12 protein-coding genes are annotated in these 15,695 nt (G+C 54.2%); 8 read left to right on the forward strand and 4 right to left on the reverse strand.

The genetic code is table 11. The annotated features are described in order from the left end of the window. Nucleotides 1-293 precede the first annotated feature (293 nt). The gene (locus Pla144_RS03235) at nt 294-596 is read right to left on the reverse strand and encodes an addiction module antidote protein (RefSeq protein ID WP_146447866.1); all 303 of its coding nucleotides are present in this window, start codon (nt 594-596) and stop codon (nt 294-296) included. Further along, the gene (locus tag Pla144_RS03240) at nt 589-939 is read right to left on the reverse strand and encodes a type II toxin-antitoxin system RelE/ParE family toxin (protein WP_146447867.1); all 351 of its coding nucleotides are present in this window, start codon (nt 937-939) and stop codon (nt 589-591) included. Before Pla144_RS03240 ends, Pla144_RS03235 begins: the two co-directional genes overlap by 8 nt. Before the next feature lie 121 nt (nt 940-1,060). Here Pla144_RS03240 and Pla144_RS03245 point away from each other — a divergent pair, with 121 nt between their 5' ends. From Pla144_RS03245 to Pla144_RS03265, 5 genes are all read left to right on the forward strand, one after another. Beyond that, nucleotides 1,061-2,212, forward strand: coding sequence for a cysteine desulfurase family protein (locus Pla144_RS03245; protein WP_146447868.1), 1,152 nt, complete (start codon nt 1,061-1,063; stop codon nt 2,210-2,212). A 64-nt stretch (nt 2,213-2,276) separates the two neighbouring features. Further along, nucleotides 2,277-3,431: a DnaA/Hda family protein gene (locus Pla144_RS03250; protein WP_146447869.1), complete on the forward strand. Its 1,155-nt coding sequence runs from the start codon at nt 2,277-2,279 to the stop codon at nt 3,429-3,431. A gap of 405 nt (nt 3,432-3,836) precedes the next feature. After that, nucleotides 3,837-4,955 carry a DNA polymerase III subunit beta gene (dnaN, locus tag Pla144_RS03255; protein WP_146447870.1) on the forward strand — a complete coding sequence of 373 codons (1,119 nt, stop codon included), beginning with the start codon at nt 3,837-3,839 and terminating at the stop codon, nt 4,953-4,955. 36 nt (nt 4,956-4,991) lie between these two features. Next, nucleotides 4,992-5,420 carry a DUF721 domain-containing protein gene (locus tag Pla144_RS03260; RefSeq protein WP_146447871.1) on the forward strand — a complete coding sequence of 143 codons (429 nt, stop codon included), beginning with the start codon at nt 4,992-4,994 and terminating at the stop codon, nt 5,418-5,420. 129 nt (nt 5,421-5,549) lie between these two features. Continuing rightward, entirely contained in the window at nt 5,550-8,036 is a 2,487-nt protein-coding gene (locus Pla144_RS03265) for a DNA gyrase subunit B (protein WP_146447872.1), read from the forward strand. Between the two features lie 74 nt (nt 8,037-8,110). Here Pla144_RS03265 and Pla144_RS03270 read toward each other — a convergent pair whose 3' ends face one another. Further along, nucleotides 8,111-9,772 carry a sigma-70 family RNA polymerase sigma factor gene (locus Pla144_RS03270; RefSeq protein ID WP_146447873.1) on the reverse strand — a complete coding sequence of 554 codons (1,662 nt, stop codon included), beginning with the start codon at nt 9,770-9,772 and terminating at the stop codon, nt 8,111-8,113. 539 nt (nt 9,773-10,311) lie between these two features. Between Pla144_RS03270 and Pla144_RS03275 the strand changes: the two genes are divergently transcribed. Further along, nucleotides 10,312-11,685 (forward strand): hypothetical protein, encoded by a 1,374-nt coding sequence (locus tag Pla144_RS03275; RefSeq protein ID WP_146447874.1) that lies wholly within the window; start codon nt 10,312-10,314, stop codon nt 11,683-11,685. 161 nt (nt 11,686-11,846) lie between these two features. Here the strand turns inward: Pla144_RS03275 and rimI are convergent, their stop codons facing one another. Then, nucleotides 11,847-12,566: a ribosomal protein S18-alanine N-acetyltransferase gene (rimI, locus tag Pla144_RS03280; RefSeq protein WP_231936139.1), complete on the reverse strand. Its 720-nt coding sequence runs from the start codon at nt 12,564-12,566 to the stop codon at nt 11,847-11,849. A gap of 412 nt (nt 12,567-12,978) precedes the next feature. On the opposite strand from rimI, the gene Pla144_RS03285 reads away from it, so the two are divergent. Next, entirely contained in the window at nt 12,979-14,739 is a 1,761-nt protein-coding gene (locus Pla144_RS03285) for a hypothetical protein (RefSeq protein ID WP_146447875.1), read from the forward strand. Nucleotides 14,740-14,750: 11 nt separating this feature from the next. Beyond that, nucleotides 14,751-15,626 carry a glycosyltransferase family 2 protein gene (locus Pla144_RS03290; RefSeq protein WP_231936141.1) on the forward strand — a complete coding sequence of 292 codons (876 nt, stop codon included), beginning with the start codon at nt 14,751-14,753 and terminating at the stop codon, nt 15,624-15,626. Nucleotides 15,627-15,695: the final 69 nt, after the last annotated feature.

The following is a 15,695-nucleotide window of genomic DNA, read 5'->3' on the forward strand; positions in this document are numbered from 1 at the left end:
CTAATCAGTTTCAGTTTTCTCAGCCCTTTCAAGTACCGCAATGAAGAAGACTACCGCCCCCTTGGGGCTGGTTGGTAAAGAGTTAGGCCCCAGGGATTGACATCCCTGGCTATTAACTGGCACCACTTCGTGGTTGGGAGACAAGCGATGTATCCTCGAGAGAACAACACCGGGATTTTAGTGTAGTTACGGGTTCTAGCAGTCGAAAAGTTTGGACCGTGGCTGGAAGCCTCCCTCGAGCAGGCGGAAATCCGTCTCGGCGAGGGCGCCACGGCTCGCTTCCAACAGACGAGCTAACTTGCAACTCGTTCAGTGGCGACAAACTGGAGCTGCACACCTAATGCTGCCAGTACATCCGAGAGGCTCTCAAGGGTTGGGTTGCCATCTTCTGACATGAGCTTGTAGAGCGTGTCTCTAGTAAGTTGAGTTTCGGCGGCGAGCTTGCTCATACCTCCTCTAGCTTTTGCCACGTCGCGAAGCCCAAGCAAAAACACTTCTGGCCCTTCCTCAACGCAGGCAGTGAGATAGGCGGCAGCCTCTGTCGGATCAGTGAGGTCTTCGCGTAGTGACTCTTCGTAGTCTCGTGATCTAGGCATCTGAATCCTCTTCTCTGCGGGCCTGGTAGTCAGCCCAATAATGTTTCGCTGTTTCTATTTCTGAATCTTGTTTGCGTTTGTCGCCCCCCAGAAGCAGGACGACCACTTCATCGCCATCCCTGCCATAATAGAGGCGATACCCAGGACCGTAATCGATAAGAACTTCACAGACTCCGTTTCCAACCGACTTGAAGTCGCCGAAATTACCAAGTCGAATACGCGCGATTCGGGTCCGGACCTTCTGCCGTGCCCGGGGGTCGCGAAGCTTGCGAAGCCAACTTTCAAAAGGGCGTTTACCGTCAGTGGTTTCGAAAACCCGCACATGCTGTGGTTTAGCCTCCATCCTCTCAAGTGTATATCATAATATACACTGCGTCAAATCTCTGGACAAACTATGCACTCCAACGCTGATGGACTAGGGGAGGCACTCTTTTACCGCCCCCAAAACGTCTACAATTGCAGGGATGACCGACTCCATCTATCTCGACCACAATGCTTCCGCGCCGATGCTGCCGCAGGTTGCTGACGCGATTCGTGAGGCCTCGCTTCGGTTTGGTGCCAATCCGGCGAGCCAGCACCGTGCCGGCCAAGATGCCCGTCGAGCCCTTGAAAATGCCCGAGAGCGGATTGCCGAGCTGCTTGGCGGCAAAACAACGGGCATGGACGCGGATCGCTTGATCTTCACCAGCGGCGGTACCGAGGCAAACAATCTGGTCCTCGCTGGAATGCTCGCTAGCCTGGCCCCCGGCCACCTGATTACCTCTGCGATCGAGCATCCTGCCATTCTGGAACCCGTCTCTCAACTGGAAAGCCGGGGGTGGCGAGTGACTCGCATCGGGGTCGACGGCGATGGAGTGGTGCGGGTCGACGAACTCCGCGAGGCCTTGTGCCCTGAGACGCGGCTGGTGAGCATCATGGCTGCCAACAATGAAACGGGCGTGTTACAGCCACTCTCACAGATTGCCGAAGCATGCCTGGAGCATGCCGTAGCTCTGCATACGGATGCCGCACAATTGGCGGGAAAACTTCCGGCGGAATTTTCTCAGCGTAGTCTCACGGCCCTGAGTTGTGCAGCGCACAAGTTCCACGGTCCCGTGGGGATCGGGGCGTTGTTGGTGCGGCACGATGTGCAGGTTGCCCCTCAAATGTGGGGAGGACATCAGCAAGCGGGGGTGCGGCCAGGAACGGAAATGGTTGCGCTGGCCGTGGGGATGCAAGTTGCGATGGAGGCTTGGCACCAGGATGCCGAAGGACGACTTGAGCGGATGAAGAAATTTCAAATGCACTTCGAAGAACAAATCGTAGCGGTCATTGAGTCCGCAACGGTGATCGGCAAGCTGGCTCGGCGACTTCCTAATACTTCCAACATTGCCTTTCCTGACATAGACCGACAACCATTCTTTCTTGCTCTCGATCAGGCCGGAGTTGCTTGTTCAACCGGCTCAGCCTGCGCCAGTGGCTCTAGTGAAGCGTCCCCGGTACTTGAGGCAATGGGACTAAAAAAGGAGCTCGTCGAGTCTGCTTTGCGATTCAGTTGGGGGGCCACGACAGTAGCTGCTGAAATAGACGAGGCGTGTCGCCGTATCATCAAGGCACACAAACACTTACAACGCTGAACAAACTGGCATAAAATCGCCTGTGGTACTCCCGGGTGAGAGGTAATTCGGATAGAATCAGGGCTTGTTATTTAGAGCCCTGAAATCGATGGCAGGGGAGCTAATTTCCTTGCCCGTCGGTATCCCCAAAACCGCCTATCCGGACGGAGCCATGCAGGTCGACGAAGTATTGCGAATCGATTTGCCTCCAGTTGAAACTGGGGCGGGAATCACTCTGGGCGAATCCTTTGCGGGTGATACTCTCGGCCAAGGAAACTGCTTTGTAGCTGGCCCCGAGAATCGCTTGCCAATCCTCGCACTTGAACATTTGCTTACTGGCGAGACGGACTTTGATTCCAATAATTGGGCATCCCCTCTAGTGCTTGTTGGCCCTGCCGGGAGTGGCAAGAGCTTGCTCGTGCGAGGCATCGTTCGCCGTTGGCAACCCTTGTTAGGCGAGGACTGTCTCGCTTACCTATCAGCCATTGATTTCGCACGCACTCTGCAAACTGCTCGCAGCGAAGGGGACCTTGCCAGTTTTAGAATTCGCCTGCGGACTCTTAAGCTCCTGGTCTTGGAAGATATTCACAAACTTCCCCCAGCAATCGCGATCCAACATGAGCTGCGTGATTTACTTGATATTTACGACGAGAGCGGCGCTACCATTCTCTGCACTTCTCGTGTCCCTCCGACAGCCCAGCAACAGCTCGAATCAGGACTCCGCGATCGGCTCGCCGGCTCATTGGTACTCTGGCTCAACCATCCGGGGACCGAGGCACGATTGGAACTTTTGAAGTTAGTTGCTGTGGAGAGAGAAACCACGATCAACGAGCGTCAACTTCGTACCTTAGCTGAGTCGGTCACTGGGCCTGCGGACCATTTGCTTCGCTCCCTACGGGAATGGGAAGTTGCCCCTCAGGTTGGTGCAAATCCCGCCAATTGCCGGACACCTCCCTCAGCCAAAGAAGTCGTTGCCGTCGTTGCCCGGTATTTCAATCTGACCCAAGCTGCTTTAAAAGGCCCGGCTCGGCGAAAAACCTTGGTTTTTGCCCGTGCTATTGTGGTCTACCTGCTACGGACGCTCACACCCATAAGCTATGTCGACATTGGCCGAGCACTCGGTAACCGTGACCATACGACGATTATGCATGCGATGACCTCGATTCAAAAGTCGCTAGCCCGTGATTCTCAAACGCAAACGATCTTGGAGGACTTACGCCGTATCCTGCTCGCTGTGTGAATTGTCACCAAAGTTGAATCGCGATGTTCAAACCACGCTGCAAGTGACCGACGGTGGATAACTTGGCTATTTCATGTCAACAACATTATGGTTTTAATCTCAGTTTCAAACGCGTCCCTACGAAACTGCCAGCGTACTTAGTTTACTAACAATTACTAGACAATTACCCAACAACATAGCAACCAGTTTTCCACTATAAGGCTTATTTGATTTTATCCCTGTTTTTCTATGTTTAGGCGCTCTTTGCTACGTGTTGTTGACATCAATCCCGCATACATTACTACTGCTACTTATATTTAACTTAATAGTAAGAGAATCACACTCAGGAGGTTTGCGGTGAGTACGGTAATAGAAAACTCGTCCCAAGTTGAGGCTCCGCGCTCAAGCGGAAATGGTGGTAATTCAATGAAGATTTCATGTGATCGCGAACAACTATTGCATGCGTTTCAAACCGTGGCATCGGTCGCGCCAAGCAGAAGTCCCAAACCGATCCTTCAGAACGTCAAGTTGGAAGTCACGGCTGAAAAGGTGACGCTCTTGGCTACTGATTTGGAGGTTGGTATTCGCCATGATGTAGAGGGAGTGGATATTCAGCTGCCCGGTGCTGCCGTATTGTCGGTTGCAAGGTTTGGATCAATTCTCCGAGAAAGTACCGACCAGACTTTGCATCTGGAGTGTGACAATACAGGGATCATTATTCGAGGTGAACGCAGTCAGTTTCGCCTCCCAGCTGAGAATCCCGCAGAATTCCCGCAGGTCACCAAGTTCGAAGAGGAGAATTTCTATGAAGTCCCTGCGAGACTGTTGCGAGAATTGATTCGGCGCACGGTGTTTGCCACAGACAGTGAGAGCAGTCGTTATGCCTTGGGTGGAGTGAAATTGGAATTTGAGGAAGCGGCGGTAACGGCCATTGGTACCGACGGCCGAAGGCTTGCCAAGATGACAGGGCCAGTCGTCAAAACTGGTCAGCCTCATGATGCCGATCAAACCACGATCGTTCCGACTCGAGCAATGAATCTCATTGAGCGAGCAGTGGCCCCCAGTGATGCCGAAGTGAAGATAGCCTTAAAAGGAAACGAGTTTCTAATTCACAGCCCGCGGGCGACGATTTCAGCCCGTCTTTTGGAAGGTCGGTTTCCCGATTGGAGAAAGGTGTTTCCTGATGGAGGTGGACAAGGTCTGTCCATCGAACTAGCCGTCGGAGGGACACTCTCTGCCGTACGACAAGCAGCAATTGTCACCAGTGAGGAGAGCCGGGGAGTCGATTTCACTTTTGGGGATGGAATGCTCGTACTTTCCGGTCGCGCTGCTGAGGTTGGTCAGTCCCGAATCGAGCTTCCTATTGGCTACGATGGCGAGGAAATGACGGTGACTCTCGATCCGAGATTCGTAACTGATTTTCTCAAGGTGCTCGATGCCGATAAGACCTTTTCATTTGAAGTCAAGGATGCAGAAAGTGCCGCCGTGTGCAAGACCGACGATGGCTATGGTTATGTGATCATGCCTCTCTCTCGGGACCGTTAAGCCCAGGCCGAAAAGAAGAAGTCGGAATCATACGCAATGACAATCAAAGCGGAGGAAATCTCGGCACAACAAGATGCCTGGAAGGATTTTGAGACGCATCGAGTTGCCGAGCAAAAACGATTATCATTTCAGCGACCCAGGAAGGTAGGGAATGTCCTTGCTCAGTTGGTGAGTCTCCGTGGTTATGCACAGATTCGCATCTCAGCTGAGCAGGAAGTGGCTTGGCAGGCAGTAGTCGGTCCTGAACTCTCAAGCATAACGCAGTTTTCGAAGTTGCGTGGCGGAACAATGAATGTCACCGTGGCCAACTCGCTATTGATGCAGGAACTCATATTTCGCAAAGAGGAACTCCTGACACGATTGCAAGCAGAACTTCCCGCCGCAGGGATCCGGCACCTACGGTTTAAAGTGGGAAAGATCATCAGTCCCCAAAGCGAAACAAAAAAGATGGATGGCTCTACTTGAATCCGTGAGTAACCACCAATTTGGAAAGAGAGTGTATTGGCCGGTAGGCAACGTTTATCAAATTCAAGTTTTCTCCCGCGACTCCAATCTCCTTTCTCAACGACGTTCTCAACCGAAATAACAAACCAGATGTCAAACGAAGAATCCAGTCAAAAGAAAAAGGCCAACGCCGAATACGGCCAATCCGACCTCGAACATTTAAGCGACTTGGAGCATGTTCGAGAGCGGCCCAGCATGTACATCGGCGATACGTCTAATCGCGGCCTACACCACTTGGTGTACGAGGTTGTCGACAATTCAATCGACGAAGCGATGGCCAACTATGCCACCGAAGTTCGAGTGTTTATCAATCCCGATGGCTCCGTCACGGTAGAGGATGATGGACGCGGAATACCGGTCGAAAAACACAATCAACTTTCCGAGCAAATGGATCGCGACGTGTCGACCCTCGAAGGGGTGATGACCGTGCTCAAGTTTGGCGGAAAATTCAGCAAGGGTGCCTATCAGACGTCGGGTGGACTGCATGGCGTGGGTGTCACGGTGGTCAATTTTCTCTCGGAGTGGTGCGAGGTCGAAGTCTGCCGCGACGGACATGTTTACCATCAGGAGTACGAGCGGGGGATTCCGAAAGGAGATGTTCGGCGCGTTGGCACGAGCGACCGGCGGGGCACCAAATCAACCTTCAAACCGGATCCGCAGATTTTTTCCGTCACGAAGTTTGTGTACTCCACTCTGGCGAAACGCCTGCAAGAGTTGGCGTTCCTGAACCGGGGCGTGAAGATTTCTATCACCGACATGCGCACCGACGAAGCCGATACTTTTCAGTATGAACAGGGTATTCAGGAGTTTGTCGTCTGGCTCAATCGAGCCAGCGAAGCGGTTCATCAGGAGGTACTGTACGTCGAAGGCGAAAGCGAAGGGGTCACGGTCGAAATCGCTTTGCAATACTCCGGCGAGTACACCGAGAACGTGCATTCCTATGTGAACAATATCACCACGACTGAAGGGGGGACGCATCTCTCCGGTTTCCGCACGGCACTGACTCGTTCCCTCAATGCCTACGGCAAGAAGCAGAATCTGTTCAAGGACCTGGTCCCCTCGGGTGACGATGTGCGCGAAGGTCTCACGGCGGTGATTAGCGTTCGCGTACCTCACCCGCAGTTTGAGGGCCAGACCAAAACCAAACTGGGTAACAGTGAGGTCGAAGGAATAGTCAATTCGTTATTTGGCGACTACCTGAGCAAGTTCCTCGAAGAGAATCCCAAGACCGCCAAGCAAATGATCCTCAAAGTCATTTTGGCCGCTGAGGCCCGGGAAAGTGCCCGAAAGGCGCGGCAACTGATCCGCGAACGGAAAGGGGCACTCGCTGGTGGCGGACTCCCAGGTAAACTACGCGACTGCTCAAGCAAGGATGTTGATAAATGCGAACTGTACCTCGTGGAAGGTGATTCGGCAGGTGGTAGCGCCGAGGGTGGCCGCCTACGAGAGTATCAGGCGATCCTGCCTCTGCGAGGCAAGATTATCAACGCCTATAAAAGCCGCGAAGACAAGGTGCTTGCCAACGAAGAGGTCCGCAGCATGATCTCTGCCGTAGGCATCGGCATTGGCGAAGATCAAGATCTCAGCAAGCGTCGCTACGGCCGCATCGTGATCATGACTGATGCCGACGTGGATGGATCCCACATCCGCACATTGCTACTGACGTTTTTCTATCGGCAAATGTACGAACTGATAGCCCAAGGGCACGTCTATGTCGCTCAACCCCCTCTCTTCCGTGTCCGTAAGGGCAAGGAAGTGAACTATGTGCAGACTGACGAAGAAATGAAGACACAACTATTGGAACTCGGCCTTAGTGACTGTGTCTTCGATGCGGGTAACGGGGAGTTGGTTGAAGGCGAGCGCATGGAGAAGCTTTGCCGCACTCTCGCGGCGATGGAAGAATCGATCGTGGCCCTGGAGCGGCGCGGGATCAGCCTTAAGGCCCATGCAGTTCGCCAAGACCCTGCTACGCTGGAACTGCCGATCTTTCACGTGTTTCTCGGGATTAATGAACATTGGTTCAACAACCGTGCCGCACTGGAAGCATTTGTCGAAGAACAGGAGAAAGCGACAGGCAAAGAGGTGCAACTCGATGGAGGAACGACTCCCCCCGAGGAAGTTGCGGAGACCAATGGTCACATCGCTCCGAGGTTGCGAATCGTCGAACTCCACGAGGTTCGCACAATTAATACGCTTCTCAAGGACCTCTCGCAGCTTGGTTTCGAGATTGATTCGCTAATTCCTGAGGATCGAACAGGCCTGGAGGGTTCTCGCTACATGCTTCGCCGTGGCGAAAACGAAACCGGTTTGGACGATCTCCGCGGCTTGCCAGCAGCCATTCGGGCAGCGGGGGAGAAAGGTTTGCAAATCACTCGTTTTAAGGGCTTGGGCGAAATGAACGCCGAGGAACTCCGCGAGACAACGCTCGACCCCGTTAACCGCACGCTCTTGCAAGTAAGAATGGAAGATGCCGGCAGCGCTGACGAGTTGTTCCGCGTACTCATGGGCGACAACGTCGAGCCTCGCCGCGAATTCATTCAGAAGCATGCCCTGGATGTGAAGAATCTGGATGTTTGATCAAGGTCCCAAAGATAAAGCCCCGACCAAGGGGGATGGTCGGGGCTGGGTCGGAAATCTAGTGTGGGAGGTGTTTAGATTTCCAACGCGATCTTCTCTTCTTGGGCGGCTATGCGTAGCTTGCTCAAAGCCCGGGCTTCGATCTGGCGGATACGTTCCTTGGTGACACCCAACTCTTCGCCAACTTGCTTCAGGGTTTGGGGTTCCTTGGTGTGGTCCAATCCAAACCGACCGACGATTATCTGGCGCTCTCGTTCGTCGAGTCGATTGAGGACCCGTTGGATCTTCGAGACGCGATCCTGTTGAAGCGTCTCCTCGATCATGGGATTCGCCCGCTTTTCCTGCGTTACGTCGAACAGTTCGTCGTAGCTGGTGCGGAAACGGTCGCGTTGACGATACTCGCCGGGGATCGTGCGGGCGAAGTTCTTCATGATCGCCCAGCTGGCATAGGTGCTGAACTTATTGCCACGAGCAAAGTCAAATTTCTCCACCGCTCGCAACAGCGACAAGTTGCCATCGCTCACGAGTTCGAAGAAATTCTGATCAGGCTTTACATGCCGCTTGGCGATGGAAACGACGAGCCGCAAATTGCAGCGGGCGATCTGATTCTTCAGGTCGACGATTTGCTCGTGTAGTTCTTCGATATCGTCCATCAAGGAGGACTTGGGTCGCTCGAAATCAAGGCTGTCGCGGAGCTTGTTTGCCTTGTACTTCAGGTAGTTGTACTTGCGGAACAAGTGCTGCTCCTGTTCGCGGGTTAGGAGTTGCATTTCGTACAGGCTGGCCAAGTAAGGAGGCAAGCCCGACGGACGCCGTGCTTTTCGCACGGCGGTTTCAGCTTCTGGCATCGGTCCCAAGCAAGCGTTATCGGCACCCTTGCGAGCGAAGCGCGGGTTATCAATGAAGTCCAGTGGCAACTCTTTGATTCGTTCGGCCCGCATATCGTTGATGACCCGATAGACGGTGGTCTTCGTCCGATTGTAGTCGCGGCAAAGCTTTTCGACGGAAACGCCACGGCGATAAGCGCGAAAGATGTTTTTCTTCTGCACATCGGTGAGTGGGCCGCTGCCGGCGGGGAAAATGGCATCATCAGGATTGTCGGTATCGAAATTCCGCAGGGCAGCGCGGATCGTTTCCACGCTACGTCCGGTTCGCTCAGCCAATTGGCGAGAGATTTCTCCCTGGCCTTGCCCGGATTGGGCCATTTCGCGTGCTCGCTGAATGAATTCCTCGCGCTGGTCGTCGGAGAGTTGGCTAAAACGCGCTCCCCGTTCGACCCGTTCAGCGTTGTTCTTGACGAAACGGTCGACGCTGCTGCGCAGGAAACCGACCCGTTTGCGACCATCGAACACTAAGCGGCGACTCACCAAACCCAGGGCCCGCCAGCGCGAGATCGTTTTGGTCGAGACGTTAAATTGCTTGGCGAGTTCTTCAACGGTGAAGACTTGTTCGCCAACGGCGTCGGCTGCAAGTTCGACCATGTCGGAGATGTCTTCCACCAAAAAGCGGAGATCGTTGAGCAGGTCTGAGCCCGAAATCTTGCGATTGCCAGCCTCAGGTATTGGACGACCGTCGATTTGCGACAGGACTTCTGCCGCAGGATAAGATGACTCAGCTTCGATGCTGGCAATGAGTTTTTCGGCAGTTTCTATACGCGTAAGTAGATCGCCGCGCGACGCCTGCTGTTGGCTGTCGCGATACCAGCGAATTACGGGACTTTTGTAATCAGTATGCATGGGTCCACCTCTTCTCGGAGCGGGAGCGCGTGCGTGATGCACTTTGATGTGGTGTTCCGTGCGAATCTTTCGCCCACAACGTCTCAAATGGGCTGTTTTCAGCCCCCTCTGTTTCTCTTCTTCTAGAATCTCGACCAGTCGCTAGCAATGTTGACGGTCGCCAAGATATTGCTAACCCTTTCTGGCCTACAGGTTGTACGCATATTAGTGGTTTTGGGTCGATAGAAAGTTCATCTACCGATAGATAAAAACCTCCCTTAGGGAGCCAATCGAGCAATGTAAGTGTCTGGAACTAAAGTACTTGCGGAAAAATTGGAAATTCTACAAATTCGTCTAACTCGGGAGTCGGAAGGTAAATTTCTGGCAGTTGCCAACCACTCTGGAGCATTTACGGGCATGGGACGGACTAGCAACTGTCCAGACAGCAGTCAGCAACAGGCTCCAGAACCCGAAAATGTTCTGTTCTTAGCCTGGAATCACCGATACACTCCGCTCTTCTTACCCCGTTCTGGTTGTCGAAGATTAACGAGGTCGCTCCTATGCACGCTGCTTTTTCCCTACTTGTAACGATGTCAATCGCCATCCAGGCGATATCCTTAAAGGCCGAGGAGTCGGCTACCTATCTTCTCAAATCCGAGATCCCAGCGGACAGTACGGCCGAGGTAACTGTCAAACTGGAGGTTGGAGGCGACATGCTCGTCACCGGCGAGACGGAAGTGAAAGAACTACCCCTGAAAGTGCTGGGGCACTTTACTTATCGCGAGAAGATCGTGGCCTGGACGGGAGATCCGCTGCAGCCTGCCCGATCAGTGCGGCAATATGACCGCGCGGAGGCCCACATTGAGGTGGACGATCGATCGAGCGACCGGAAATTGCCCGACGAGTTGCTGCTAGCGGAGATTCGTGGCGGGGAAATCACGCTCGCCGGTACGGCGAATGTCCTTACTCGCGAGCAGTACGATCTGGTGAACATTGTCGCCAATTCGCTCGCTATTGACCGCTTGCTGCCTGGCAAGGAGATGGCGGAGGGAGAAAGCTGGGAGCACGACAAAGAGACCATGCAGACGCTATTGGCGATGGACCACCTGGCCGTCTGCGATGTTTCGAGCGTGGCAACCAAACTTACCAATCGCGAAGTGCAGATTCGGATGGCGGGGACAGTGGATGGAACGGTGGATGGCGCGCCGACAGAGATGGAATTGCGAGGAGCGTACCTGTTTCACCTGGATAAGAAGAGGATCACGGGTTTCAATCTGGCAATCAAGGAATCCCGCAAGACTACCGAAATTGTCCCGGGACTGGACGTAGTGGCGAAGGTCTTTGTCACCGTGAATCCGCGGGCCAAGTCGTTTAGCGTGCCTAAGGATCTCGCGGCAATTGCCAGCCGAACCGATCGCCCCTTGGAGCGGAAGCTGGTTTATCAGTCGCCGACGAGCGGGTTTAGCTTCGAATATGACCCCGCTTGGTATGTGACGGCAGAGGAGCGGGACCTGTTCTCCTTTCGCTATTTGCACGACCATCAGTTGGCTGCGCATTGCAATGTAAATGTCCTACCGCCGCGGAGTGAAGGACGGCAGACGAAACTCGATGAGTTTGAACGAGACGTCCGCGAGGCGCTGGGCGATAAGCTTGAAACGGTCTCGGCGTCCACTGAGTGGGAGACTCCGCTCGGGTATCACTGCCTGGGGGTGATCGCCAACGGGACGGTAAAGGACGTGCCGATCGAGTGGCGACATTATCTGGTAGCGGCGAACGATTGCCCGCGGCTCTCTCTGGGGGTGACGTTGGAGCAGTCACAGGGCGCAAAATTTGCCGACGCGGAACGGCAGATGATCGACTCGCTCAAGCTGGAACCGACAGACAAGAGCACCGCCACGGAGACGGCAACCAAAGCGGGGACCAAGTCTCGCTAGTGTTGTTTTCTCGATTTGCGCAGCCTGGAGAACTCTCAACCCCAAAATTGTGCCGACTTTGTTTTGAAAAACACGCGGCCAAATCGACCAATATGACCAAGTTCAGATACGGGTAGGAACTATTGGTAAGGAGAAAAGCGATTCTGGCTAATAGCTTTTTCCTAACCAGCCAAACGATCGATACGATTGGTTACCATCGATTCGACAAACTCGTTTGACGCGCAGTGATACTGCATCACGTAGGCATCTTCGGGAGAGTCTTCGTAATAAGAACGCAGGACATTGGTGGCTTTAAAGCCGACCTGCTTGAAGAACAGCTGTGCCGTGAGGTTGGTCTCACGGACTTCGAGTGTGATTCTGGTGCGGCGCTGACTCGAAAGTTTACCTTCGAGTTTCTCTGCCATCTGCCTACCGATGCCACGCATGCGCATGCCACCTGCCACTGCGAAGTTGAGAATGTGGAGCCGAGTCTTGTGCAGCTCATAAATCATGAAGCCGACAACCCGTTCCCCTTGCTCGGCGACCATGCCGATGCAATTGCGTTGCCGCAAGCAACGGATAAAGTCTTCCTCGAACCAGGGAAACTCAAAGCTTTCACGTTCGATGGATAGTACCTCGGGCATATCGCGGCGAATCATCCAGCGGATATGAACACGAAGCTGCTGTTTTTGATCTTGGCTCATCGCGGCTTCCTTCCCTGTCAGCCTGTCGGAACTCAGATTTTGCTGATTGAGTTGTGTGCTGGCACCATCATGCGGCACCGTTTCCAGGGCTTTCAAGTACGCGATCCAACCACAGAACCTGCCCAGCCAACCTTCGGAAGGCTTCCCTTCCTGGGGTGTCGAAACATCGCTCCTGGTATCGCGACCATCCTGCCGCATAATTCCACCGCCGCATCGTGCTTCAAGATTAGGACTTCTCGACGAGTGGAAAAGGAAATTACCAAAAGCCCACGAATCTGCCAAGCGCGAATCTGAAGGGTTGACCCACTCTGCTATAGAAACCGCTAGCGAAGTGGACAAATTCGCTTTTTGGTGTCTCCACAGGATTGCCAGGCACCACCGGTTGTAAGGGTTGGCCCGATGGGAGTAGCTAGTCCAAAAAAGAACTACCCGAAGACTCGTGTGTGTGTGTCAACTGGCGTCTTAGACTCGAACGATGGGGTAAAGTTTGTCGAGGACTTGCGCCCACAAAGCCTTGGACAGTCGGGTTCGCCAAACATGCTGGGCCTGTCTTCGCATCCTTCCATATCTTCCCATTTTGCCCCCTAGCTAGATCCCCTATTTTGTCGCCATGACCACGCCCCTGGAATCTGCCACCGAGCCAACAAGCCAGAGCAATTCCGACGAGATTGCCCGGCGTGAATTTCGACTCTTCAAATGGGGTACCCTCCTAGCCTTGGCACTGGGATGCGCTTGGCCACTGACGCTCAATTTGGTGGATCCCGATCTCTGGGGACACGTGCAATATGCCCAGGACTGGCTCGCTGAGGGCCAATTGCCACGCACCGCTTCTCACACCTTCACGGCCGAGGGCTATCGGTGGATCAATCACGAAAACCTTGCCGAACTCGCCCTGGCTTTTGGACATGAACATCTGGGTGGAACGGGCATGTTGGTCGCCAAGTGCCTGGTGGGCATGGCAGTAGTACTGTCGATGGTTTGGATCGCCGTTTGCCGAGGTACAAATCCGTACATGGCATGGGTTTGGATGCTGGTGGTGACAACGAACTTGCAACCATTCTTTCTGCTTCGCCCGCAGCTGCTGAGCTTCGTGTACTGTGCACTCGTGCTAGTAATCCTGGACCGCGCATTTTGCCACTGGCATGAGCAGCGTACCGTTCGCTGGCCGGTGGTGTGGATGCTTCCTGTTGTGGTGGCCCTCTGGGTGAACTCGCACGGTGGCTTCCTGGCCGGGGTGGCAATCATCGGCGCATATCTGGGTGGAAGGATTTTAGAATTAATCATCAATCGTAAAAATGTCGCATGGTCGAAGGCGGGTCACCTCGCATTGGTGGGAGTGGCATGCCTCGCAGCAACCTTGGTGAATCCCTATGGCCTGGAGTTGCACCGTTGGCTGGCGACATCGCTCACCCAGCCTCGACCTGAAATCACCGAGTGGCTTGCCCCCCATCCAAGTGACCCCGTGTTCTGGCCGTGGCTAGCGATGCTTGGAATCGCGGGTGGAAGTCTCCTGGCAACCTCCAAGCGCCGTGATTGGGTCGAAGTGGTCATCCTGCTATTGGTTGTTTGGCAGTCGGCTATGCACCTGCGACATGTCGCATTTGTCTCACTGCTGTGTGGCTATTGGATTGCACCCCATTTTCAATCTGCCATGGGTTGCCTATTGCCAAGCGAGAGTACCAACGGCGGAAAGTTTGCACTCAGTCCCTGGATGAGGCGCAGCGCAGTGATTGCACTCTTGGTAGTGATCGCACTGCAAAGTTTCGCACTCGACGAACGGCTCAAACGTTTCCCTGTTGACCGTGGACTTTATCCAGTTGATGCGATTCAATTCATGGCCGACCGGCACTTGGATGGCAAGCTGGTAGCGTCTTTCAATTGGGCCCAATATGCGATTGCCGCCCTCGCTCCAGACGTGACGCTCGCCTTTGATGGTCGCTACGATACCTGCTATCCGACCGAAGTGGTCGACATGCATTTCGATTTCTTGCTGGGAGAGGCGAACGGCAAACGCTGGCGAGGACCTGATTCGGGACCGATCGATGGCAGGCGAGTACTCAAGTACGGCGAGCCCGAATTAGTGCTCATCGATCGACTTTACGAACATCCGCGCTCCATCATGCGGGCCGAGGGAGAGAAGGAGAATCCCGATTGGGTGCTCCTCTACCGCGACCGCGTTGCAGAAATCTGGGGCCGTAGTTATCGCTTCGATGACCCCACGAGCCCTGACTACATGCCTCTGAGTCAGAGGGTGCAAGACCCCAGCCCCCGCGAAGGCGAAGTTCCCTGGCCCGCGCTGCCGATTCGTAGTGAAAGCAATCAACTCGCCAGTGAGAACCCGCAAGCCGTCCAATCCGACGTCCAACTTTAAGTAGAATTGCCATGGCCAACATGCTAGAAACACTCACGCCGATCTCAACGGAACAACAAAGTATTGTTGAATCCACCCCGCAGTTACCCACGAGCGACACCGAGTATCTGGAGCGGATGGAAGCCACCCTGGCAGAGGCAGAAGACTCCTTGGCTTCAGCGGAGTGCGTTCCACTACCTCCTGCAAGTAACACACGGAAAAACACCTCGCTGGCTGTCTCGGTGGTGATTCCTGTCTACAACGAACGCGATACGATTATCGAGATCGTCCGCCGAGTGCAAGCCACCCAGATGCACTCTGAGATCATCATCGTCGACGACTATAGTCTCGATGGTACGCGGACTTTACTGTTAGAACTTGCCCAGGAACCCGGTATCCAAGTCTTGTTTCAAGGTTACAATCGAGGCAAAGGTGCCGCTTTACGGACCGCTTTTGCAGCGGCAAGTGGAGATGTGATTCTCATCCAGGATGCCGATCTGGAATACGATCCGAGTGACTATGCGAAACTCCTCAAGCCCTTAGAACTTGGCACCGCAAACGTGGTCTATGGTTCGCGTTTTTTGGCCAACGCCGAGCAAGACCCCTCGCGTCTGCATCGCTGGGGAAACTGGCTACTAACAGCACTCTCAAATCGGCTCACCGGCCAGAAGCTCACCGATATGGAGACTTGCTACAAGGTCTTCCGCAGAGAGTTGCTCGAGCGCATCTCTCTTGAGCAAAACCGCTTTGGCTTCGAACCAGAATTCACCGCCAAGCTCTCCAAAGCCGGCGAGCAGATCATGGAAGTCCCCATCCGCTACGACTCGCGCAGCTACGACTCCGGAAAAAAGATCGGCCTCCGCGACGGGATCAGCGCTCTGTGGTGTATTGTGCGGTATGGGTGGTAGGCGCGTAGGCCGGAACAAGCCCTGCGCAGTTCCGGCACTGCGATGCGTGTTGTGGCACGATGCCGGAAC

This window comes from Bythopirellula polymerisocia, assembly GCF_007860015.1.
GTDB lineage: Bacteria > Planctomycetota > Planctomycetia > Pirellulales > Lacipirellulaceae > Bythopirellula > Bythopirellula polymerisocia.